This is a genomic window from Paraflavisolibacter caeni, from assembly GCF_025628885.1.
Taxonomy (GTDB): domain Bacteria; phylum Bacteroidota; class Bacteroidia; order Chitinophagales; family Chitinophagaceae; genus Flavisolibacter; species Flavisolibacter caeni.
In genome coordinates, this window is record NZ_JAOTIF010000046.1 from 1 (window position 1) to 23,620 (window position 23,620).

The 23,620-nt window shown below is 41.6% G+C and carries 20 protein-coding genes; 6 read left to right on the forward strand and 14 right to left on the reverse strand.

Translation table 11 applies throughout. The features are described from left to right. Positions 1-391 precede the first annotated feature (391 nt). The 4 genes from OCK74_RS26820 to OCK74_RS26835 all read right to left on the reverse strand — a co-directional run bounded on the left by OCK74_RS26820 (position 392) and on the right by OCK74_RS26835 (position 3,368). Positions 392-982 (reverse strand): carboxymuconolactone decarboxylase family protein, encoded by a 591-nt coding sequence (locus OCK74_RS26820; RefSeq protein WP_279300200.1) that lies wholly within the window; start codon positions 980-982, stop codon positions 392-394. 145 nt (positions 983-1,127) lie between these two features. Then, positions 1,128-1,682 carry a peroxiredoxin gene (locus tag OCK74_RS26825; protein ID WP_279300201.1) on the reverse strand — a complete coding sequence of 185 codons (555 nt, stop codon included), beginning with the start codon at positions 1,680-1,682 and terminating at the stop codon, positions 1,128-1,130. A 118-nt stretch (positions 1,683-1,800) separates the two neighbouring features. After that, entirely contained in the window at positions 1,801-2,256 is a 456-nt protein-coding gene (locus OCK74_RS26830) for a MarR family winged helix-turn-helix transcriptional regulator (protein WP_279300202.1), read from the reverse strand. 83 nt (positions 2,257-2,339) lie between these two features. Next, positions 2,340-3,368 carry an SPASM domain-containing protein gene (locus OCK74_RS26835; RefSeq protein ID WP_279300203.1) on the reverse strand — a complete coding sequence of 343 codons (1,029 nt, stop codon included), beginning with the start codon at positions 3,366-3,368 and terminating at the stop codon, positions 2,340-2,342. Positions 3,369-3,672: 304 nt separating this feature from the next. Between OCK74_RS26835 and OCK74_RS26840 the strand changes: the two genes are divergently transcribed. The 3 genes from OCK74_RS26840 to OCK74_RS26850 all read left to right on the forward strand — a co-directional run bounded on the left by OCK74_RS26840 (position 3,673) and on the right by OCK74_RS26850 (position 5,246). Further along, positions 3,673-4,197, forward strand: coding sequence for a class IV adenylate cyclase (locus OCK74_RS26840; protein ID WP_279300204.1), 525 nt, complete (start codon positions 3,673-3,675; stop codon positions 4,195-4,197). Positions 4,198-4,386: 189 nt separating this feature from the next. Then, the gene (locus tag OCK74_RS26845; protein WP_279300205.1) at positions 4,387-4,743 is read left to right on the forward strand and encodes a hypothetical protein; all 357 of its coding nucleotides are present in this window, start codon (positions 4,387-4,389) and stop codon (positions 4,741-4,743) included. Between the two features lie 176 nt (positions 4,744-4,919). Continuing rightward, the gene (locus OCK74_RS26850) at positions 4,920-5,246 is read left to right on the forward strand and encodes a hypothetical protein (protein WP_279300206.1); all 327 of its coding nucleotides are present in this window, start codon (positions 4,920-4,922) and stop codon (positions 5,244-5,246) included. A 13-nt stretch (positions 5,247-5,259) separates the two neighbouring features. On the opposite strand, the gene nagA is transcribed toward OCK74_RS26850, so the two are convergent. Genes nagA through OCK74_RS26865 form a run of 3 tightly spaced genes read right to left on the reverse strand, consistent with a single transcriptional unit; the run spans position 5,260 to position 8,542 of the window. Further along, positions 5,260-6,390 (reverse strand): N-acetylglucosamine-6-phosphate deacetylase, encoded by a 1,131-nt coding sequence (nagA, locus tag OCK74_RS26855; RefSeq protein WP_279300207.1) that lies wholly within the window; start codon positions 6,388-6,390, stop codon positions 5,260-5,262. A gap of 35 nt (positions 6,391-6,425) precedes the next feature. Next, a complete protein-coding gene (locus OCK74_RS26860) occupies positions 6,426-7,103 on the reverse strand; it encodes a response regulator transcription factor (RefSeq protein WP_279300208.1) in 678 nt (225 codons plus the stop codon). Further along, positions 7,100-8,542: a sensor histidine kinase gene (locus OCK74_RS26865; RefSeq protein ID WP_279300209.1), complete on the reverse strand. Its 1,443-nt coding sequence runs from the start codon at positions 8,540-8,542 to the stop codon at positions 7,100-7,102. The genes OCK74_RS26860 and OCK74_RS26865 overlap by 4 nt, the downstream gene beginning before the upstream one ends. A gap of 119 nt (positions 8,543-8,661) precedes the next feature. Between OCK74_RS26865 and OCK74_RS26870 the strand changes: the two genes are divergently transcribed. Beyond that, positions 8,662-9,471, forward strand: coding sequence for a GLPGLI family protein (locus tag OCK74_RS26870; protein ID WP_279300210.1), 810 nt, complete (start codon positions 8,662-8,664; stop codon positions 9,469-9,471). Between the two features lie 99 nt (positions 9,472-9,570). On the opposite strand, the gene OCK74_RS26875 is transcribed toward OCK74_RS26870, so the two are convergent. After that, positions 9,571-10,167 carry a hypothetical protein gene (locus OCK74_RS26875; protein ID WP_279300211.1) on the reverse strand — a complete coding sequence of 199 codons (597 nt, stop codon included), beginning with the start codon at positions 10,165-10,167 and terminating at the stop codon, positions 9,571-9,573. Positions 10,168-10,285: 118 nt separating this feature from the next. On the opposite strand from OCK74_RS26875, the gene OCK74_RS26880 reads away from it, so the two are divergent. After that, positions 10,286-10,456, forward strand: coding sequence for a hypothetical protein (locus OCK74_RS26880; RefSeq protein ID WP_279300212.1), 171 nt, complete (start codon positions 10,286-10,288; stop codon positions 10,454-10,456). 129 nt (positions 10,457-10,585) lie between these two features. On the opposite strand, the gene OCK74_RS26885 is transcribed toward OCK74_RS26880, so the two are convergent. The 6 genes from OCK74_RS26885 to OCK74_RS26910 all read right to left on the reverse strand — a co-directional run bounded on the left by OCK74_RS26885 (position 10,586) and on the right by OCK74_RS26910 (position 22,213). After that, the gene (locus OCK74_RS26885) at positions 10,586-13,414 is read right to left on the reverse strand and encodes an outer membrane beta-barrel protein (protein ID WP_279300213.1); all 2,829 of its coding nucleotides are present in this window, start codon (positions 13,412-13,414) and stop codon (positions 10,586-10,588) included. 82 nt (positions 13,415-13,496) lie between these two features. Further along, positions 13,497-17,249, reverse strand: coding sequence for a DEAD/DEAH box helicase (locus OCK74_RS26890; protein WP_279300214.1), 3,753 nt, complete (start codon positions 17,247-17,249; stop codon positions 13,497-13,499). A gap of 278 nt (positions 17,250-17,527) precedes the next feature. Then, positions 17,528-18,250: a 2-phosphosulfolactate phosphatase gene (locus tag OCK74_RS26895; RefSeq protein ID WP_279300215.1), complete on the reverse strand. Its 723-nt coding sequence runs from the start codon at positions 18,248-18,250 to the stop codon at positions 17,528-17,530. A 134-nt stretch (positions 18,251-18,384) separates the two neighbouring features. After that, complete coding sequence (gene gcvT / locus OCK74_RS26900; protein WP_279300216.1) at positions 18,385-19,470, reverse strand: glycine cleavage system aminomethyltransferase GcvT; 1,086 nt, start codon at positions 19,468-19,470, stop codon at positions 18,385-18,387. A 200-nt stretch (positions 19,471-19,670) separates the two neighbouring features. Then, a complete protein-coding gene (locus tag OCK74_RS26905) occupies positions 19,671-21,842 on the reverse strand; it encodes a PspC domain-containing protein (protein ID WP_279300217.1) in 2,172 nt (723 codons plus the stop codon). 29 nt (positions 21,843-21,871) lie between these two features. Next, positions 21,872-22,213: a PadR family transcriptional regulator gene (locus tag OCK74_RS26910; RefSeq protein WP_279300218.1), complete on the reverse strand. Its 342-nt coding sequence runs from the start codon at positions 22,211-22,213 to the stop codon at positions 21,872-21,874. A 737-nt stretch (positions 22,214-22,950) separates the two neighbouring features. Here OCK74_RS26910 and OCK74_RS26915 point away from each other — a divergent pair. Beyond that, complete coding sequence (locus tag OCK74_RS26915; protein WP_279300219.1) at positions 22,951-23,517, forward strand: hypothetical protein; 567 nt, start codon at positions 22,951-22,953, stop codon at positions 23,515-23,517. Positions 23,518-23,620: the final 103 nt, after the last annotated feature.

Here is a 23,620-nt window from a genome sequence, read left to right on the forward strand (position 1 = left end):
CTTCCACATAATTGGAAACCGCTGCAAGATTAATCATCTCACTGCAACCAACAATATGCAGTTGCTTGTAGGTTTACAGAGGACGAAAAATATTTTACCTTAACCAGGATTAGGAAATAACATTAAACGAAGTAGAAAGAATGCCAATTGTAAGAACAACACTTCCTCCGAATTCATTACTGAATACCAATCAGAAAAAATATGATTATGTAGATAGTTTTCTGGGTGTGCTTAGACCATAGTCAGATGAATTACTGATCATTAAGAACATAAATAGAAGCACCGGTCTGGAGAGACCGGTGCAAACCAAAACCAACCATTTATCAATCAAAAGACAGTTTGTGTTGACCTATTCAAACCTAAAAGTACCAAAACAAAAACTCAATGTCAACTACAGTAAAACAATCAGGCTCCTGATCACAGCTCCAAGGCGTACTGCATCGTGAATACGTTGCTTTGAAGAACCATGGGTGACTAGTGTTTTCTCATGTGAGGTCACACATAATTCACAGCCATTCAATGCACTCACCACCAAACTTACCAACTCAAAAAACTCTTTACCCAATAGTGGATTGGCCATAATACTCATCCGGATACCGGCTTGTGCATTATTGTAAAACTCATCATGCATGAAGTGACGGAAACGGTAATAAACGTTATTAGCGCTGAGCAAGCTTGTACAACTCAATACTTCTGCTATTTCTTTATCCGTTGCGCCGTTCTGGGTTGAAAACTGTTCAAATGACCTTTGCAACTCTGCATTCTTTTCATTTGCCGCAACGGCTATTGCTATCAGGTATGCTTCTTTCTTGCTGAGGGTCTCAGCATTCAACGCATTGGTAACATTTATTTTCAAGTCACGCAGGTAACGTGCATCTACATTTGCTAATGTTTGCAAGTTATTGCTCAATGACGCTTCACCTAATCCTATCTCTTTCAACAATGCAACCGCATTATTGGTTTCATTAGCAATTCCAAACATCCGATTTTAATTTTATTAATTTAAGAATAATCGTTGGTTTCGTACAATGTAAGGTTCGTTTCAATTTTATCGTTGGCTTTCGAACAATTGGCGGACACCACTTTCCTTTCTAATTGTCGTTATTGTTCGTTTGTTTTCGTTTTAATTAAGCAGATAATGTAGCTTCACCTTTCTGCCAGTTGCAAGGACAGAGCTCGTCGGTTTGCAATGCATCCAGAACGCGCAAAACTTCTTTAACATTACGGCCTACATTCAGGTCGTATAAGGAGACCCAACGTACTATGCCTTGAGGATCTACAATGTAAGTAGCGCGGTAAGCAATTTTTTCTTCAGTTTCCAAAATGCCTAATTCAGATGCCAGTGATTTTGAAGTATCAGCTAACATAGGGAACTGCAGGTTGCGCAGATCATCATGATTTCTTCTCCATGCTGCGTGAACAAATTCACTATCTGTGGAAGCGCCGATCAATACAGTATCACGGTCTGCGAAATCCTGGTAATGGTTGTTAAATTCAGCAATTTCGGTAGGACACACGAAAGTGAAATCTTTAGGCCACCAGAACATCACCATCCATTTGCCACTGTCTTTAATTTCTGAGTAAGTAAGATCGTAGAACTCTTTTCCTTTTTCGATGGATACAACTGCCTTTTTATTAAATTCAGGGAAAGCGGAACCAATTGATAATGCTAAATTCTTCATATTGCTGTGTTTGATTTTTTTCGTGGTGCAAAATTCAAACTTGATCAGCAATAAACAAAATCAATATTCTCTATAATATTATAGAGAATATTGATCAACAATTATAGTAATTTTTTAGCTACTCTCCATTACGGAGTTTATCTAACAATAGGCTTAACTGGAAAGCGTCCTCTTCGGAGAGATGGTTCATAATATGGTCGAAATAAGATGTTTCTGCATCCATGCGCTTCAATAATTCCTGTCCTTTTTCTGTAATGATCACATCAACCAATCTTTTATCCTTTTCACAAACAGTCTTTTTAGCAAGGTTCTTTAGCACTAAGCGATCAACTATCCTGCTGGTATCGCTCATTTTATCCAGCATGCGCTCGCGAATCTGGAGTGTAGAAATGGGGTCAGGGGAAGATCCACGCAGGATTCGTAAAATATTGTATTGCTGGTGTGTAATATCCTCTTTTGCCAAAAAGACTTTGATTCGCTCCATGATCCATCCATAGGTATACAAGATGTTGATCATTGCTTTTTGCTTAGTACTCCTAAAGCTAAACTGCTGTATATCTTTTTCTAATCCCATATAATCGTCTTGTAAATATAATTAATCTAATGAGCCTAATAGCTAATCTAATCGTCTATGCCTTGCCAATAATCTTACTTTTTTCATCCCCAAACTTTAACACCTTCGGAGCAGTTAGCACATATATCAATGTTTTTACGGCTTTGAAGCACCTGATGCCTGAAGTGCTGATAAGAAGGATTATGCCAGATTTCTTTGAAAGATTGCTGTTGCAAGCTACCCATTTTGTGTTGGGCATCCTTATCGAAGCAGCAAGGCACTATACTACCATCCCAGGTTATTACAGGATCATGCCATAATCGCCAGCAATGATTTTGGTTATTACCTTTAAACTGCATTTTGCCATCTGCATTCCTCCTGTAACGACTGTATTTGCTAATGGAAGGGATCAACTGGTTTGGATCATGCTCAAAATCGTACACCTGTGCTGTTTTCAGGCGTACCTCATCAACACCTATTTGCTTTGCAAGCTGCTTTACTTCCTCTATCTGGTGTTCATTGTGACGTACCACCAGGAACTGAAATATAACAAAGGGAGTTTTGCTCTTCAACTCTTTTTTCCAACGAACAATATTAGCTGCCCCCTCCAATACTTTAGATAGCTTTCCACCAACGCGGTATTGCTGATAAACTTCCTGCGTGGTGCCATCAATTGAAATGATCAAGCGGTCTAGCCCGCTTTCCACCGTTCGCCGGGCATTGGCATCATTCAAATAATGTGCGTTTGTTGATGTTGCTGTATATATTTTCCTTGAGGAGGCAAACTGAACCATGTTCAGAAAATCGGGGTTCAGGTAAGGCTCCCCCTGGAAATAGAAAACGAGGTAAGTCAGGTCTTTATAAAGTTGGTCAATCGTCTCACGGAAGAAGTCTTTTTGCAACATGCCCGTCGGTCTTGAAAAAGCACGTAATCCACTAGGACATTCAGGACAGCGTAAATTACAAGAAGTGGTTGGCTCAAAAGAAATGGAAATGGGCATTCCCCATTGGATATTTTTCTTTGAGCATTTGGCCAGGTGGTAACTACTGTACACCTTTACCATGTTCCATAAACGCCGAAAGGTCAGCTTTGACAAAAAGTTTACGCTATCATTCCAGTTCAACTGTGGCATGCGCAAAGATAGACCGCAGATTTTAAGGATAAATAGGATTATTGAAATTATGCAGGGCTGAAATCCCCCTTTAGGCTTAAGTTAGTGCAAAAAAATCCGGAACGACACACTACTTCATCCCGGATATACCTTTTCATAGGTCAATAAATTCACATTCCTGTTATAGCGTCTGTCACAGATAGTTCTAAGCGTCTCAATAACTTATCCAATTAAGGTGCCAAAATTATAATTGAATGGTTGAAGACAGATAAGAGCAGAAACATACCAATCCAAGTCATATTTTCATACGTCAAAAAATATTTCAATGCCAGTAAATTTTGAATTCAAAGCAAGAAGTAATAACAATACTGAACTCGAGCAAATACTCCAATCTTTTCAACCAAGGTTTGTCGGGGAGGACACCCAAACAGATACCTATTTCAATGTGCCAAACGGACGCATGAAACTGAGGGAAGGAAACATTGAAAATGCTTTAATACATTATCATCGCAACAACATTGCCGGCGCCAAGCAATCGGACGTTTTACTATATCAGCATCAGCCTAGCAAAGCATTGAAGAAAATTCTTATTAATGCCATTGGGATAAAGACAATCGTTTTAAAAAGAAGAAGGATCTGGTTTGTAGATAACGTCAAATTTCATTTTGATCATGTTGATGGACTTGGAGATTTTATTGAAGTTGAGGCTATTGACGCAGATGGCTCCAGAAGCATTCAACAATTACAAGAACAATGTTCTTTTTATGCATCGATATTTCAAATTGCACCCGAGTGTTTTGTTGCAGAATCCTACAGCGATCTGCTACTGGCAGTCAAATCTAAAGAATAAATGAAGTGTAAGAAATATTTAGAGAATGATCCACTTTTTCTTATCTTAATGTTCGTGATTCAGATTTAGCATTTCCGTGACTCTATATTAAACATTTCGATAAAATTAGATTTGTACCTAATATTAATCATAGCCAGTTTTTTAGATGGCATATGTTTTTTATAAACTAAATCAACAAACAGATTTATTATGGAAAAGCAATTTAAGAATTTCCTGCCTGGTTTTATTGAAGAAGCAAATGCGGATGTTTTTGATATGATTGAACAACCCGGACAATCTCCAAGTGAAATTTTCGGCGATCACCCTGATGGTGTACATTTTAAGAAAATCAATGGCAGGGTGCAGCCAGATGATGACGATGATGATGACCTGGATGAGGACGAAGACGACTTAATATTGGGTGATGAGGACGAACTAGATGAAGACGATCTGAAGGAAGATGATATAGATGTTGAACTTGATGATGATCTGGATGATGAAGACTTTGATGAGGACGACCTGATTTTAGGTGATGAGGACGAAGATGAGGATGAAGAATCCATTTAAAATAAAAATATGTTCCATTGGTTCAAGGCACTATTGTATTCATTAATTGCGCCTTGAACCATTTTCCTATTTGCAAATACTATCATAAATTCCTGAAAAGCGAATATCCCTGCAACTATAAAGATCAGCCTATCGTCAATTAAGCTGGCGATATAAAATCCGCTGCAACTGTAGAAATGAAGAGTTTGTTTTTCAAAAAGAACGCACCTGTTGCCATAGAGCAAAAACTGCCTTCGCTGGCGCTTTGCCTGCTGATGGACTTTATAGGTTATGCATCTTTTACGGTTCCATTTTTCGGAGAATTCCTGGATATTATATGGGCGCCGATTTCAGCTTTTATATTCTGGCGGATTTTTGGCGGTACCAAGGGCCTGTTTGGTGGCGTTTTTAATTTTATTGAAGAATTAATGCCGGGCTTAGACTTTATTCCCACTTTTACGATTATGTGGTTGATCCAGTATTTCAAAAAAGAAAAGGCGCCAATTCAGGTAAAAGCCATTTGAATGACGAATAAAGTTAGGCTGAAGAGGCCTTAATGAATTCGTTATTTGTCATTTGGACCAGATTCAGGTCTTCGTCCAACACCAGGAATTGCGCTGTGTAACCAGGCGCAATTTTGCCGTATTGTTTATCTAAGTGCATAACCTGGGCTGGGTACAAACTACACATGCGTAATGCTTCTTCAACGGGAATATCTGCATAACGCACCAGATTTATAAAGGCTTTGTGCATGGTTAGTGCAGATCCGCTTAAAATCCCTTCACTTATGTATTTGTCACCATCTAACTGATGCGGGTAAAAGCCCAGGCTTGTTTCGGTGACAGCATCTGTGATCGCAAACAAGCGCTCCTTCATCATTTGTTTTGCAATTTTCACTGCTCTAAAATCAACATGGTAGCCATCAGGAATGATACTGGATCGAACCTGTTGGTGCAGGAAAGATGCCCCTACCAAACCGGGTTCCCGATGCTGCAGTGGACTCATGGCATTGTACAAGTGAGTTACCACCTGAATTCCTTTATCAAAAGCCGCAATTGCCTGATGGTAAGTAGCGTTGCTATGGCCGGCAGAAACAATGATGTTGTATGACTGTATCAACTCTATCACTTCATCGCTACAAACCTCCGGAGCAATTGTGATCATTGTAATTATGCCTTTGCCGTATTCGAGCAGGCCTTTTACCTCTTTAAGTGTCGGCTCCTGAATGCATTCCACCTTGTGAGCTCCCCTTTTCTCCGCATTGATCCAGGGGCCTTCGAGATGTAAGCCTATCATACCTTTACCACCTTGTTGCCTGTATTCCTTAGCAGCATCAATGCAGCGGTAAAAAACCTCCATTGTATTGGTTGCCACAGTAGGCTGAAACAAGGCAGCGCCACCCCTACTACAATACTCGAACAAATCATACAAGGCATCTACAGAAGGATAAACGGAAAACAACTTTCTATTGGCGCCATAAATCTGCAGGTCAATGAAGGCGGGAGCCAGAATCTTATCTTTTAACTCCACGATCGCCTCTTTTTCCCTAAGGTTGTCCAAAGCAACAACCTGCTCAATCGTATTCCCATCAACGACTACAGCATGATTGCTCAACCACTGATCGCCAGTAAATATCTTACCAGAAAAGTAGACTTTCTTCTTTTCCATAATTACTTGATTTCAACTATATATCGATGTCCTGTTCATGAAACCACAAAACGATAGCCGATACCTTTTATGGTAATGATCTCGATTGAAGGATCTTGCTTGAAATAATTCCGGAGCTTCGTAATATAAACATCAAGATTACGACTATTGAAGAAGGAATCACTACCCCAAAGAAGATTCAAAATATCACGACGCTCAACAATTTTGTCTCGATTTTCGTACAGCAACTTCAACAACTCGCTTTCACGATAGGAAAGTTTGCGATCATCCCCGCCTCCAATCAGTTGTTGCCGCCGTATATTAAATTGGTAGCTACCCATGGTTAGCTCATCGCTTGCTATTTCCGGCGTATTGTTTTGTTTCAGTACGTTTTCTATGCGCACAATCAGCTCTTCCATACTAAAGGGCTTGCGAATGTAGTCATTGCCTCCGATCTTAAAACCGTTTACAACATCTTTCACCTCCGATTTGGCCGTGAGGAAGATAATAGGAATGTCACTGTCTTTTTCCCTTATTTCGTCGGCAATGGTAAACCCATCTTTATTTGGCAGCATAATATCAAGCACGCAGACGTCAGGTTTAAACTGCTCAAACCTTTGAAGTGCCATACCACCATCGTGCTCCATAGCAACTTCAAAGCCACGGCTTTGTAATGTATCATTAACGATCCTGGCTAAAAAGATCTCATCTTCTACATATAATATTTTACTCATGCTTCATGTTTTGGCAAGTGAATAACAAAACGGCTGCCTGTACCTTCAATTGAATCGATGCTGATGGTGCCATTGTGTTGTTGAATAACATGTGCTACATAACTTAAACCTAGGCCATACCCCTTTGCGTTGTGTAAGTTACCTGTTGGCACCCGGAAGAACTTATCAAAAACTTTATCCTGGAACTCTCTTGGAATTCCTATTCCGTTATCAGAAATTATCAGCTGTACTTTTCCGGGTTCGCCTTTAGTTACTATCTGGATTTGCGGTGTGCCTCTACTATATTTTAAGGCATTATCCAGCAGGTTAAAGATCACACTTACAAGGTGTAAACGGTCGCCTTTTAAAGAGGTATCGCCATCTACTGCAAAAGAAACCTGAGCACCGCGTTTTTCAAATTGCAGCCGCATTGAAGAAGTAACCTCCTGGATCAAATCTTTCATGTTCAGCAGTTCTAACTTCAGATCTATTTCTTTTTTCTCGAACATGGAAAGCTTCAATACCTTATCCACTAATAAAGACAAGCGCTGCAATTCATTATGAGAAATGTCAAGGTATTCTTTTGTACGTGCAGGATCAAGGTTTGCATTAAAAGTACGCAGGGCTTCAATAGCAACACTCACTGTAGCAATAGGAGTTTTTAATTCGTGGGTGATATTGCTGATAAAGTCGTTTTTGATTTCAGCCAGCTTTCTCTGTTTTAGAATATTCCTATACAACAGAAAAAATGAAAAAGCAGTAAAACCAACAATGAAAAGAGAAAGTAAAATTGCCGCACTAATTCGCTTCATCAGGTAAGGAGTGGTATTCCCTAATTGTAGCCTATAAGCAACCGGGTTGGAAAAGCCTATAGTGACCTCATTATAATGCGTTCTCCTGTCATCATCCGACTTATTCACTTTTTTTATAGTAAAAGGGACATCAAAATTCTGCTGATCCATCCGTCTGCCAAATAATATTTCCATCTCCTTCACATCGAGTGTATCCTGCAATGAATCCATCTCGTACAACAATTGGATCAATTGTGCCTGGCGTGGTCTCACTTTACGAATGTCAATACTATCAGTAGAAGGCTTTTTGAAGGACGCCATTTTTTTGGGCTGGTTTCCTATTATTTTTTCCCGGAGCATATTCAACATACCCAGCATCTTTTGGCCTGGATTCATTTCCGGACGTTCCGGCTCTTTATGCTTAGGTATACGAATGGGCTTTTTAAGTTCAGAAAAAGCTTTTGATGTGATAGAGTCCCCAGACCATTTATCAAAGTCAATTTTCGAGGCCTGCAGGGAGTGCACTACATCACGAAAGGTAAAGTTGCTACGGATTTCAAGTGTACGCTTTTCTCTTTCAAATGTATTCTTAAGCCAAAACAACTGGAAAATTGCAATACCCAGAATGGTAATTGCCATCACGATCGGCAGCCACTTTATGTTTTTCAAGCTATGCATATTAACAAAATTACCCTTTTCAAGTCCCGATAATACAGATTTAACCATTATTAACGTAGTTCCAACTAAGGTTAACGGCATGTGAAAATATATTTGCTTAAACTGCTCTCATGAAAAAGATGTTGTTCTCTATTAGTATGCTCATCTGCGCATTTTCCCTGCACGCCCAGATGAAAGAAGGAAAAGTTTTATATGAAAGGACCATATCATTCCAGCCACGTCAAAATATGAATCCAGATGCGGCAGCTAACATGCCGCGCTCCCGTACCGACCGGTTTGAATTGTCATTTGCTAAAAATCAATCCATATGGGAGATACTTCCGGATCTTGAAAGTAACGATGAAAATGCCGGAGGAGGTGGCGGCGGTATGCGTTTCATGCGTTTTGGAGGTGCTGATGATGTTACCTACTTCAACTTTGAAACTGGCAAACGCGTTGATCAGCGTGAGCTTGCCTCCAAAACTTATATAGTCGAGGACAGTATCAGAAAACTAAGTTGGAAACTATCCGGAGAAACGAAAACTGTATTAACCCATACTGCTCGCAAAGCAACGGCTCAGCGTATTGGCACCCGCTTTATCATGGGTATGGAAAACGGACAAATGAAGCGGCAGGAAGTAGCGGACACCACAAATATCACGGCCTGGTTCACCACAGAAATTCCTGTACCTGCGGGTCCTGAATTTGGTGGTCAACTGCCTGGTTTGATTCTTGAGTTGGAAATGAATAACGGGCGTATGGTATACAAGGCCGTTGAAATTTCTCCCAAAGTGACTGCCAGCAATATCAAAGAACCTAAAGGGGGCAAGAAGATGACGGCGGAAGAGTTTACCAAAGAAAGAGACAAAGTAATGGAAGAAATGAGGCGCAATATGCCAGCGGGCGGCAGAAGAAGGATGATGGCGGGAGGAAACCAGTAGGAATGACGAATGATTCGAATCCGCCAGAGGCGGACAAGTTTGAATGACGAATAATATAAAAGGGATGGCTTAGGCCATCCCTTTTATATGGAAAGGATTCTAATCTCCGAAAACATCGCCCTGTTCATCATCTTCTCGTTCTTTTTCATATACAACCAGCGATACCTTCCATTCAGGGAACTCAAACTGGAGATTGATGTCTATACGCAGCTTTTTCAGAGGAGCCGGAGGATCTGCAAGGGCAAGCGTGCTGGTAGCAAACCCCTTGCTTTCATCGGCTGCATCATAATCGCCTTTCAATGTATATTGGTCTTTGACATAATAAACATTGGAACCTTTCAACTGCTGGTAAAGAGACTTGTACTTTTTGGCAGCGGTTTCAAAATCTTCATTAATTAACATCATTGCCTGCCAGCTATAAATATATTTGGTACCCGAAGAATACTGCATAATGCTGCATTGCTTTAAATCACCCACTTTCAGTGTTGAAGCATATTCAATGCTCTGGGGACCTTTATCGAGCATCTCTCCACGTATATTCTGAAAATGATACGGGAAATCGGCTACCACTTTCTGAATATCGCCTTTTACACTATTGGTTACCGGGAGATGTGAAGTAATTGCTTTAAATTGAGCGGAGGTTGAAAATGTAATAAATACGGTTATTAATGCAGTTAAAGGTAATTTTCGTTTCATAAGTACGGGATTATACTGTAAACATAATATCTTTTCCACAATTTAACATGAACTTATACACATATTTATTATCTTGTAGCGTTACCAAAAACTTTTAGTAACCATAAAGTAAGTGCCTATGAAAAGTAAACGAATCACCCATTCCCGCGAACAGGTTGAGATTTACAAGGATTATTACAAACCTTCCCTAAATCTTTGGCGTTTTGCCAAGTCTGTATTTGGAGTTCTCCTATTTGGCTCCAGCCCAGTTGCTAATCATTATACGCCTGTTAAGAAGAGGAAAGTATAAGTCTAGAGATTGATAACAGGAGGCAGATGAGAGAAGGCTGAAAGTTAAAGATCAGGACCAAAAAGCTAAAGGAGCACAGAATTATAAAGTAAGACTTCATGATTCTGTGCTCCTTTTTATTTTTATTTACTACTGCATCATTCTAAAGTCTCTTCCACCACCCCCCATTCCTTGCCCCCTGTTGTTTCCGCCGCCGCTGTTTCCACCCATGCGGTTCAAGTTATAAGTAAATGAAAGCATAAAGAATTGACGGACCACGCTATTCTGCACGTCTTCAATATAGTTTTCAGAGAAGGTGCGCGAAATACTCCTGTTTTGTTTCAAAATATCAAAAACGGAAAGCTTGAGCTCGCCGCGGTTGTTCTTCAGCATTAGTTTGCTAATACTGGCGTTCCATAAAGTATAGGCCTGATTATAACCAGCAGCTAAACCAGTGTTGGTATAATAATCCAGGTCGGTTGCCAATACAAGGTTTTTAGGGAAGATGTAACTGACATCAGCAGAAGCCGAATAAGTATAGTATTTTGAGTTCTGCTCTTTCCTAAATGTGTTGGTAACCTGATTATAATTAACTGATGCACCAATAGCCGCATCCAACTTTTCTTTATAGGTGTAGCTTAGGCGAAGACTTTCTCCCAATGACAGGTTCTTTGTAAAATTCCTTAAATTATCAATATAACTTACATCACGGCTACTGTTGAAACTGGTATTGGTATTGAAATTTCCTCCTTCCATCATATTGATAGGAAAGCCTAAATTAATGTTTCCACCAAAGTTATAAGCGCCGTTGGCGTTGACAGGCCTTGTTAGCTGTACACCTCTGGCTATTTTTTCATCGAAGGGCAAGTTTGTGATGCTTCTGATTACGGCTGTATCTGTGATCACATTGTTTACAATCCTGTTCATGGTATTGGAGAAGTTAAAGCGGAAGAAGAAATTCCTGTACTTCACCATGTCAAAGGAGTTATAATTTAACTCCATATTATTGGAATATTCCTGATTCAAAGACGCATTACCTTTTGACCAATAAAGAGCATTGGACTGATCGAGTGTTTCCTGTAATTGGGAAGTGCCAGGTTGACTGGTACGCCCTCTGTAAGAGAAACGAAGGTTTTTGCTACGAGCAAACTGATATCTGAATATAGCTGTCGGGAAAAGGTTGGTATAAGATTGTTCAATAAATGTATTCTTTGATAAATTGTTGCTTTGCAAGGTCGTACGCTGAACAGCCATACCCAACTGATAATTGTACTTCTTTTTTACAACCCTGTAATTCGTTCCAAAACGATTTGATTCATTGCCGTTCTCAAACAGGTTCGTTTGCAACAGGTTTTTTACATCAAATTTTCCGTTGGCATCATTGAATTCATAAACTTCGCGATCCGACTCATTACTATTCTTATTATATGCGTAGTTAAACTCCATTACTTTATCTCTTGCTATCGGCTCTGTGTATGAGACACTTACTCCATAGTTTTCCGTTCCATTTTCCTGAAGTGTCTTCTGATTAATGAATTGATCACTTGCTTTTACTCCATTGTTGAAGCTTCCTATCCTGGACATAGTAAGGCCATCACGGTCGGATGTGTTATAAGTATTAGATAGGTTGACAGAAAATGAGCGTCCTCTTTTATGGAATTTGCGACGGTAGGTAAGATCATTAGACCAACTAAAGCCTTGTCCGGTATTTTCCCTGTTTGACCAGCTATCACCAACCGTGTAGGGTGTTTCATCAATATCAAAACTCAGGGTTGAATCTTTTCTTATACTGCTGCTGTTTTGGAAGTTGATCCTTGGCGAATATATAATCGAACTCATGGAGTCGATAGTATAAATCATTCTCAAATTGATCCGGTGGTTGTCGTTGAGATTGCCTGAGCCTGTCTGAGAAAGCCTTTTCACCGTTGAATCTGCTCCAGCCCTGGTTTTATAATCCGTTACACGGACACTATTGTTACTATTGAAATTGTTGGTATGATTAAAGAAGTAGCTGCCTGTAAGTTCAAGATTTTTGCCCCACAGGTCGCTGTAATTAACACCTGCCGTCCAGTTTTTGGTGATACCCGAACTACTGCCCCCAAAACCGCCTACCATATCATTGTTGGAAAAGCCTACATTATTAGTATTATTGGACCGGGCAATTACGGAAACCTTTGTTGCGCCTTTAAAATAACTTGCATTAAGACTTGACTGGTATCGGTCATCGGAACCATAGCCTGCCATAGCCCTGCCAAACATTCCTTTATTCTTATCCTTTTTGAGCTTCAAATTAATGGCCTTAGTGCGGCTACCGTCATCCACGCCTGAAAATTTAGCCTGGTCGCTCATATCGTCATAAACTTCCACCTGGTCGATCATATCAGCAGTGAGGTTTTTGGTAGCCAGCTTTGGATCATTGCCAAAAAACTCCTTACCATCAACGTAGATCTTTTGCACATTCTCGCCCTGGGCTTTTACAGTACCATCCCTTTCCACCTGCACGCCTGGCAATTTTTTAAGCAGGTCTTCAGCTGTAGCATTGGGTTTTAGCACTTTAAATGCTCCTGCATTGAATGCTATCGTATCGCCTTTAACCTTTATAGGAGCTTCATCTTTAATAATTACTTCCCCAAGCATTTGATAATCCTGGACAACTTTGACCTTTCCAAAGTCCATAATTGGATTGGCTGCGTTTATGGAAAACTGTTTCTTTAAATTAGGATACCCCTGATAGGAGAAAAGGAGCACATAAGCACCCGTGTCCAGGTTCTTAATTTCAAAATAGCCGCTATTGGAAGAAAGGGTAAAAGATATAAGAGAAGAATCTTTCTGGGTCATTACTGAAATAGTAGCGTCGGACAAACCGTCAGCGCTACTGGAATCAACAAAACTACCTTTCACTATTCCGGATACTTTCTGTGCATAAGAAAACGAGCAAATAAGGAAAGAACACGCTGTCAGGAGTAAAAACTTTCTCATAAAACAAGGTAATAGGAATACGAAGATATTCGCATCAATCCTTTCTAACAGTTTAAAAGGGTTAAATAACGTTAAGACCTCGTTAGCTAAAGAGATATTCTACGTCTTCGCGGGTCAGAGCTTTCACAAATGAAGTATCATCTGCTATCAGTTCCTGGGCCAGCAAGCGTTTGCGTTCCTGGAGTTGCATGATCTTGTCTTCAATAGTATCCTTACAGATCATGCGGTATGCAAATATATTTTTCGTTTGACCAATACGGTGCGTACGGTCAATAGCTTGCTGCTCCACGGCGGGATTCCACCAGGGGTCCACGATGTACACGTAATCTGCAGCCGTCAGGTTCAAACCCACACCACCTGCCTTCAGAGAGATCAGGAACACACGCACTTCGTCATCACCCTGAAAACTTTTGATTGCCTTCTCTCTGTCAGGTGCAGAAGTACTGCCATCGAAGTATTCATACCTAACTCCCTGCGCTTCCAGCTTCTGGCGGATCAATCCAAGCATACCCAGGAATTGAGAAAAGATAAGCGCTTTGTGATTACCGATGTTTTCAGTGATCTCCCTCGCTAATTCATCAAGCTTGATAGAGTGATTGTCAAACTTTTCGGCTTCATTCAGAATGGCCGGGGAGTCGCAGATCTGGCGAAGCTTCATCAAGCCCTGAAGAATGGTCAACTGTGATTTTTGGATGCCCTGATCTTCGATGGTTCCGAGGATACGAGCCCTGAAGTCGTTGCGGTAAGCATCATAAATCCGGCGCTGCTCATGCCCCATTTCACAAAACAAAACCGTTTCGGTCTTTTCCGGCAGATCCTTTGCCACCTGCTCCTTGGTGCGCCTTAAGATAAAAGGATATAAGATCTTGCGCAAATGGTCCTTCTGCTCTTCTTCACCAAACTTATCGATTGGCATGGCAAATTCCTGGCGGAAGTATTCCATAGAACCCAGCATACCTGGATTTAAAAAGTTCATCTGCGCATAAATGTCGAAAGTATTGTTTTGTAAAGGCGTACCACTCATGCAAAGGCGATGTTTGGCATGCAGCAGTGCGACAGCTTTGGTAACCTTACTCGAAGGGTTTTTAATTGCCTGCGATTCGTCGAGCACTACATAATCAAGAGGCATGGCAGCAAAGAACTTAATATCGCTGCGCAAAGTGCCATATGTAGTAATGATTACGTTATGTTGATGCAATTCTGCCTGGTTACGGTTACGAAGAGGACCATGGTGAATATAATAGTTCAAAGAAGGGGTAAACTTCTTGATTTCATTCTCCCAGTTGTAAATAAGTGTTGTAGGACAAACCACCAGCGCCTTTAATTGGCCGTGACTTTCAAAATAGTGCTGCAAGAAGGACAGCGCCTGCACGGTTTTACCCAAACCCATATCATCGGCCAGGATACCGCCCCAGTTCACTTCCTGCAGGTAATTCAGCCATTGATAGCCCGCTACCTGGTAGGGACGTAGTATCGCTGTTAACCCTTGCGGGAGGTCAATTTCCCTGATCGTCTGAAACTCCCGCAGCTTTTCGTATTTGGCCTCCAGCTGTATTGTCAGCTCTTCCTCGTCTCTTTGCTCGTACAATTCATCAATGACACTCAGATGATAGCGGGAAAGTTTGAGTTTATCTGTTTTGCCTTCGCCAACCCTGAACAACAATGAGTATTTCTTCAACCATTCTTCTGGCAATATGCCCAGTGTGCCATCATTCAATTGAACAAACTGCTGCTTGTTGGCCAGCGCTTTCTTTATTTCAGCAACACTTACTTTCTGGTCGCCAAAAATGATATCCACTTTAGCATCAAACCAATCGGTATTGCTGCTGATGAAAATGTGCGTAGAAGGCTTGGCAGTGTTGAAACGGAAGTTCTTAAGTGATTCAAATCCAAAGACAGGCACCTTCTGCTCACGCATCGCATCAACAAAGAGGAAAAACCAGTTGTTTTTCAGAACATCTGTTCCTTTCAAGGCCAATGCTGTGTCATCTTCAAACGAAACAAAATTGGAATGCAGGGTGCGCAGCTTAGTCAGAAAAGCCTGCTCAGAAGGACGATTGCGGTGCACCACCAATACTTTGCCTCCCAAAGGCACAATCAGCTCATCCCGGTCTTTAGCTTTAATATCGTAACCTTTATAATTGAAGACAGGTTGAAATACCAGGTAATCGCCCTTTTCCTGAAGAAACAGTTTCACCTCCGGTTCCCCATCTTTTACCTCACCAATGAGAGAACGTTCAAAATCTACCTTATATTCCTTGGTCAGCGGCACTACAAACTTATGCAGTGCAACCGGCCACTCTTCTGCAGCAATTTTCTTTAAGCCGTCAGGTAAATACTCTGACGCCATGGTAATTGCATCTAAATTATCCCACAAATACAACTGGTGATTGTACATAAACAAAAGAGGAGTGGATGCTTCATTGTCTGTAGCGCTGTAAGCAACTTCTTCAGGCTTCACAAAGCACTCGATTTCAAAAGCATCTTCATTTTTACCAACATAAAATTGAGGGACCAGCGGAATATTGTTGTATGTTATTTTTTCGAGGTTGGCTGTTTTGAAGCTCTTATGCTTTTGCAGGATATATAAAACTGCTTCGTTTTCCGCGCAAATCTTTTTCAGTTTTGGCAGAAAATATTCTGATATCAATAATTTAGTCTCTTCAGGGAAATCATCACCTTCTTGATGCACAATATTTTCCCAAAAGCCTGAAAACGGTGAATTTCTGTTTATGTATTTATTGACATCAGCATCCTGCAATTTACGTACCTGGGAAATCAGCGCCCTTCCGTTTTCATCATAGGCATCCAGCTCCAGGTACTTGGAAAGCTCCAGTTTCTCTACCTTTCCCACAAAGGCTTCATCTTCAATGTCTCCTTCTACCAAATCAACACTAAAGTAAGGATAGGATGTTTTATGAAAATTGAAGACAACAGCCAGGCTCTTTGTTGGAACAGCTTCTTTTTCCTCCGAAGTTGTTTCAGCTTCAGATACTACCATTGGCGTCTCTACCCTTTTAAATGAGGAAGTATTGACTGGCGCAGCAATTCGCTTGATGGAACTATCGAGCACCCGCAGGTAAGGCTTTCCTTCTTTATAATTAAATTCAAACTTGCCGGTAAGATCGTCCTTTAGAGAGTATCCATAAAGTTCCAGCAGTTTGTTCTTTTCTTTATCCCAATTACGAATGGTATCAAAATAGTGAGCTCCCCCTTGGTACAAAAGATGCAGGAACACAATTATTTTGGGTAAACATAAGGGGTGAGCTGTATCTACATAATCACTACTTGTATCGAAATTGCGCTCTTCATTGCGGTGTATAATTACATAATATTCGGCTCCATTGATCGTAACTTTTGCTTTAACCGTTTCCTCTTTTGCGCTTTCTATAACAGGTTTGGAGTGGTGCAGAATTTTTTCAGCTTCAGCAAAAACCTCCGGAGCACTTAACAGGCGCAATGTTTTTACGTCTATGCTTTTCATTTTGGCCACAGTATGCTGCTGATCGTAAGCGGCTTCATCTTTCTGCAGCAGTCCTTTGTCCAATAATTCCTGCAGGCGCAGGATAGCAGCTGCCTCATGCCGGCAGATATCACTCAGATTATAAGGACAGGCACAACGAAGGGAAAGGGCCTTCGGGTCTTTATAATTCTGCACATAAACTTTATAAAAAGTGCTATAGTTATCATCCTTCACCCGGAACACAGCAGAACCAAAAAGGTGATCATTTTCCAGGAGTTCTACATAACCGGAAGCATGAATTTTTTTTCCTCTTCGAATTACTTCATCAGAGCCTTGGGTATAGACGTATTTTAAGAGATATGGTAAAGCCAAAACAAAGTGCGATTTACAAATTATGATTACGATTTCTCGTGCCTAACCTTTGAACTCAAGAGCTCATTTCCTCGAATTAAAGCATAAAAATTATTCTTTTCTGCACTTGAGTTCAAAAAGGGCAATTGGCAAAAGTAAAGGAAAAGCAGGCAAAAAACCAGAGGAAACAAGTAATAGATTAAAAAATTAGCAAATACTTGGGGAGAAAAACAGTTTACAACAGAAACCCCTCCAACTGGAAGGGGTTTCTGCATAAAAATTGTCATTTAATTAAAATTCTATACGACTAATCGCTCATTCATGTAATATGGCAGCACATTAGCCAGATCAAGCGTAAGACAGTGACGGATGTCTTTTTCCAAACCAAATTTGGTAAGGCGGTGATAATGCGACGCATCGTTCTTTTTCATAAACTCGTACATATCATCTTTAGCCAATTGGTAAAGGTTTGAAGCTATGCCTGATGAGTCGCAGTTGATGTTAAAGTGCTGTTCGACTTCTGAAACTACTGCTCCAGCAAAAAGCGTGTCCTCCATATTTACTTTGTCTTTCCATCCTGCACAAGCCAGGATCACATTACGCTTCATTTCTACCAGGTGCTGGCATACGGCGGAGAAGTTCAGGAACGAACCAGTAATGATCTCTGTTGCTCCTTTAGCCAATGCCATGTGCAGCAGTTTTGTTCCATTGGTAGTTGTCAGCACCAGGATTTTCCCCTGTATAAATTCTCGTGGATATTCAAAAGACGAATTGCCATACTGAAGTCCTTCAGCAATTTTTCCGTCTCTTTCGCCTGCTGTTATGCATGCCATTTCCTTGCCCAAGCGGATACATTTCTCAACACTATCAACCGGAATGATCTCTTTGGCGCCATTATACAAGGCCGTAGAAATTGTTGACGTAGCACGTAAGATATCAATCACTACCACAATGCAATCACGCACATCATACAGGTGCAATAAGGCAGGTGAAAGACAAGTGTATAAAGTAGGTTTATTCATTAATAATTTGAAAATGAGAAAATTTGACAATTGTAAAACTCCGCAAAACGGAAAAGGTTCACGTCAAACGGGACAAAGATGCAAATGAAAGCTATTTTTAAATATCCAAGCTATGTACATGAGCAAATTACATATTAACTAAATGGAAACTTTACCACTTTAGCCTGCAACAGTTTGTCACGCACTTTGACAAAGATGATATTGTCCAAGTCTGATTGTCCAATTTGTACATACCCCATTCCAATGGCTTTCCCAAGACTGGGCGACTGGGTTCCGGAAGTGACAATGCCTATATTCTCTCCATCTTTATTACAAATCTCGTAGCCATGACGGGGAATACCACGGTCTATCATTTCAAAGCCAATCAGTTTGCGTTGAACACCTTCTGCTTTTTGCTTTTGTAAAATCTCTTTAGCAGTAAAGTCCTTAGTGAACTTGGTGATCCAGCCCAATCCGGCTTCCAAAGGAGAGGTTGTATCATCAATATCATTACCATACAAAGCAAATCCCATTTCCAGGCGCAATGTATCGCGCGCTCCCAGTCCTACCGGCTTAATGCCCTGTGCAGCCCCAGCCTCAAAAATGGCATTCCATATCTTTTCGGCAGCGCCCTCTTTGTCTTCAAAATATATTTCAACGCCACCAGCACCGGTATAACCTGTGGCACTGATCAGAACATTATCTACTCCAGCGAATCTGCCCTTTACAAAAGTGTAGTACTTCAGATTCAGAATGTCCATTTCGGTAAGCGGCTGCAGGATCTTAGTGGCATTTGGCCCCTGTATTGCCAGGAGGCAGGTTTGTTCGCTTATATTTTGCATCTGGACATCGGAAGAATTGTGCTCTACGATCCAAGTCCAGTCTTTTTCAATGTTAGAAGCATTCACCACCAGCATATAGACTTTATTTTCCTCGATGCAATACACCAACAGGTCATCCACAACTCCCCCTTTTTCGTTGGTGAGGCTGCTATATTGGGCTTTACCGGCAGTCAATTTGGAGGCATCGTTTGTCGTAACCCGTTGAATCAGGTCCAGCGCATGCTCTCCTTTTAAAATAAATTCGCCCATATGGCTTACGTCAAACACGCCTGCATTTTTACGTACAGCCTGGTGTTCATCGTTGATCCCAGTGTAGCTGATGGGCATATTATACCCTGCAAACGGCGCCATCTTTGCACCTAACGCTATATGCTTCTCTGTGAATGGAGTATTCTTCATTGAAAAAATTTGAGGAGCAAAGATAAAGTACTGACGAAACCGGCGTACACTCAAATCTGCCTTATTAGACAATCCTCAGCGCAAATTGAAGAATAAACTATTCAAATCCCTCAACAGTATAAAAGCATCACTGAGGTGCCTTTAAAAAACAATAGGATCACAAAAGCTGTGATCCTATTGTTTTACATACTAAATAATATCTAGATAACTAATGGCCCAAAAGGGATTGCCATGAGCACAGTACTTGCTTCCTTTTGCTTTACGGGCTCACTAAGTTTAGAAGGGCGGATATTGTTTTGCATTTCTTCCAGCTTCCTGCGTTCTTCTTCGAGCTGGCGCTCTTTTTCTTCAATTTTCTGGCGCATGCTATCCACTTTTCTTTCCGGATTGTACTCATAAACACCACCAGGCACCTGACTACCTGTGTATTTCTCTGCTTCTTCCAACTCGCCGGCGGTTGTCATGATATAATCTGTATCAGCTTTCCAATCCATCCTGTAATCTTCATCCCAGTCAATATCCCAATCACGACGGTTCCAGTTACCTCTTTCGCGGATCGTAATATTGATCGGGTACAATTTATCTTCCACGGTCCTGTCGAAGCGAATCTTCTTACCCACAGGAACCTTGATTTCCACCATTACCTTTTGGCCCCGGAACTTTTGTTCCTTGCTCACACCAAAGCCACTGCCCAAGACCAACGTACTGTCCATTGAAGAAGCTGAATACACAATCTTTTCAGCCCGTCTTGTGGCCTCATCCCTGTTTTCGCCTGCGCTGTATCTCCAAACTGTAACATGGTAATTAGAATCAAGGCTCTTGTCTATTCTCAGTTTGATATTGGCCATTTTTAATGAATCACGCGTTAAATCCCAGCCACCACCATCCGCATCAAACCAGGGGAAGGTTCCGCTATATTCCACTTCAGGATCATCTATGCGAATCAATAGTTTGTTTAATGCAGGCTGTGCCAATCTTATATCCTGGTTTGTTTTCCTGTAAGAACGGAAATCAGTGGCCATAGAGGCGCCAAAGATGATGAGGCTTACCCAACCCAGGGTCCACAAGCTACCAAACACCCATCCTAAGTAGCGATTTTGAGAGCGGACTTTCATGCCCCTACGCACAATCCATGTAATGAGGGCAACAATCGGCACACCCAGGAAAAGGATCAGCACGCCCCAGGCAGAAGCATTTTGCCAGAAGCCATCCAGTAAAAAGTCCTTCATCGGATTCGCCAGTCCGCCCAGGATCAGGAACATCAGGGCTACAAACAGACCAAAAGCGATAGAGCCAGCAATGAATAAAAAGAAGATCTTAAACAATACGCCAATGGCATGTCCAATGCCAGATGCTGCCGGGCGGGCTGTTTGAGCCACTTCAGCTGCGAAGGCGCGCCCCCTGGTATCGGCAAATTGCTGTGCGCTTCTGCCCAGGTTTTCTGCGGAAGATTTTACTTCTTCTCCCCAGGATTTGGCCCTTGTTTCAAAATCAGACATACCTCTCTGCACATTTTGCCAGATACTATTTACATCCACTTTCTCTCCACGCATCTCCATTTTTTCGAAAGTACTTCTTGCTTCGGGCAGGACAATCCAAAGTATGATATATGCCAGAAGGAATGTGCCGGTGAAAGAGCTAAAGAAGATGTCCGGGAAATAGAAGCCACCGAAAGGCGAGAAGATACCGTTGAAAACGCTTGCCAGAATGCTCAATACGAGCGGAGCGGCAAAAATGAGACGAATAGCCCAGGATGGCTTATTGAAATAAGCACCTAAACCGCCTGCAACACCGCCAATTACTTTATCGTCGGGGTTGCGGAAAAGACGCTTTCCCACATAACCTTCACCTGCCCTGGCTGGTAAAACAATCCAGGCAATAATGTAAAGGAGGAAACCAAAGCCGAATCCACCCAAGGTTATAATGGCAAATAACAGGCGGATGATGGCAGGGTCGACATTCATGTAGTTGGCTATGCCGGAGCAAACACCACCCAGGATCTTGTCTGAGCTGTCACGGTACAGCCTTCCTTTAAACCTTTGCTGTGCACCAGTATAAGTAAAAGAGCCTGAAGCCTGGTCTGAAGAAGCAGCACCTTCTGCGGCATCAGCGGCCTCAAAGTCTTCGACACGGCCCATGGAGTGAATAATTTCGTTGATATCATCTTCGGTAACAGCAGCAGCACCTTTATTAATCTTATCGTTCATCAGTTCGGCAATGCGGCTCTCGATATCGTTGATGATCTCATCGCGACCTTCTTCGGCAGCAAAGTAGCGGCGCAAACTCTCGATATAGCGCTGCAGGCTATCATAAGCTGCATCTTCAATCGGAATTACCCGCCCTGAAAGATTTATATTGATGATCCTTTTCATTTGAAAGAAGTTTAATATTACAGGTTTGGTTATGAGTTTGATTCAGCTTTTGCGGTTAATGCATTTACGCCATTGGATAATTCCTGCCATGTTTGGTCCAACTCCTTGTAAAAAGCCTCTCCTTTTTCGGTAAGGGAGAAATATTTACGGGGTGGTCCGGAAGAACTTTCTACCCAACGGTACGTAAGCATGCCGGCATTTTTTAAACGGGTGAGCAGGGGATAGAGGGTACCTTCCAATATCTGGAGGCTGGCGGCTTTCATTTCTTCCACAATATCGGAGGGGTAGGCCTCACCCCGGCGAATGATGGAAAGAATGCAAAACTCCAGTATTCCCTTCCGCATCTGGCTCTGAGTGTTTTCAATATTCATCTTGCCTCCCTGGATTTTTGTTTTGTTTACACAAAGTTATAGATGTTTTAAGTACTATGCAACACATAGTACCATTTTTTTTATGGTAATTGTCGTTGCTGTGTAGTGAGCGAACAATAAAACGTTGTTTATGAGCCACTTGGATGGAGGGGGAGGATGAATCGGATTGTATGAGTGGTTAAATGGGAGGACGAATGGGGGATGGAGAAGGCGAATGAAGGAATAAAAAAGAGTATGAAAATTTGCGTTTTCAGGCATTATCCTGGGCTTTGGTAGGGGAGTAAGTAGGGAGTATCCTGGGAGCAGGGGAAAGGAGAATGATATTAGGATCTTGAGGTATTGGGATATTAAGATATTGGTGGGGTAAAAGTGGTTTTCTAGGCTTTTCCTAGGCTTAGCTATGGATTCAGTAGGGCTCAAGTATGGCTGAGGAACGAAGGATGAGCCGCGGATTTGCACGATTAGAAAGGGAGGAATAGGATTTTTTGATGGAGGAGTCTGGGTGTACGGGGATAGGGAAAAAGGGGTTCAGGAACGAAGGTGGCATACCCTTGCCCTACTGTAGGTATACTGATGGTATGCTTGAGGTATACTTGAGGTACGAAGGATCCCTGCTGAAAAGCTGCATTTGAGTAGGACAAAACCGGTCATTTCCTGCCATTTTATGCCAAAGCGGCCAGAGGGTTTTTGGTTGTGGGTGGGCCGCAGTAGTTTTAGGGGGTAAAAGGATCAGAAAGATGAAACAGCTTTACATAGACAACAGGACCAGGTTGGTGGTAGTGGAGGGCAAAGTGATGTCCCGGCTGCTGCTGGGCATCATTCGGGGCTCCATTGGGAAGTGCTTTGTGGTGAAGCATTATAGGGCCAACAAGAAAAAGAAGTTAAAGAAAAGGATCATCGTGACCCGCTACCCGGATATGAGTGGGATAGTCGCCTCTGAAAAGCAAAGGGTAAGAAGGGATTTGTTCAAAGAAGCAGTGGTATATGCAAGGTGGATCATTGGGGATGCTGAAAGGAAGAAGGCTTTTAGGAAATCACTGCCGAGGAAGAAGAGAAAGCATGTCTACCAGGCGGCTATTCGGTTGTATATGAGCAGGCAGGGAGACAAACAGTGGCTGAGGAAGCAGTTGGCTGTGAGAGGCATGATGAGCAGTGGAAGGCAGGAGACAATGAAGGAGGAAACTGTTCGAGGTACTTATCAGTTGCAGGGGAGCTGTAAGTTTATATGGCAGAAAGAGATGGGGATGGAAGTTCTGGAAAGATCTATGGAGAAGGACGATTGTTTGGTGCCGTTAAGGATTTAGGGTGAACATCAGAAAGAAAACAGTGGGAGACCCTAAAATATTTTGTGTAAATAGTCATTAGTAACTGTATTAGAGTTTACATCTGTTTTCAAAGATGGTGACA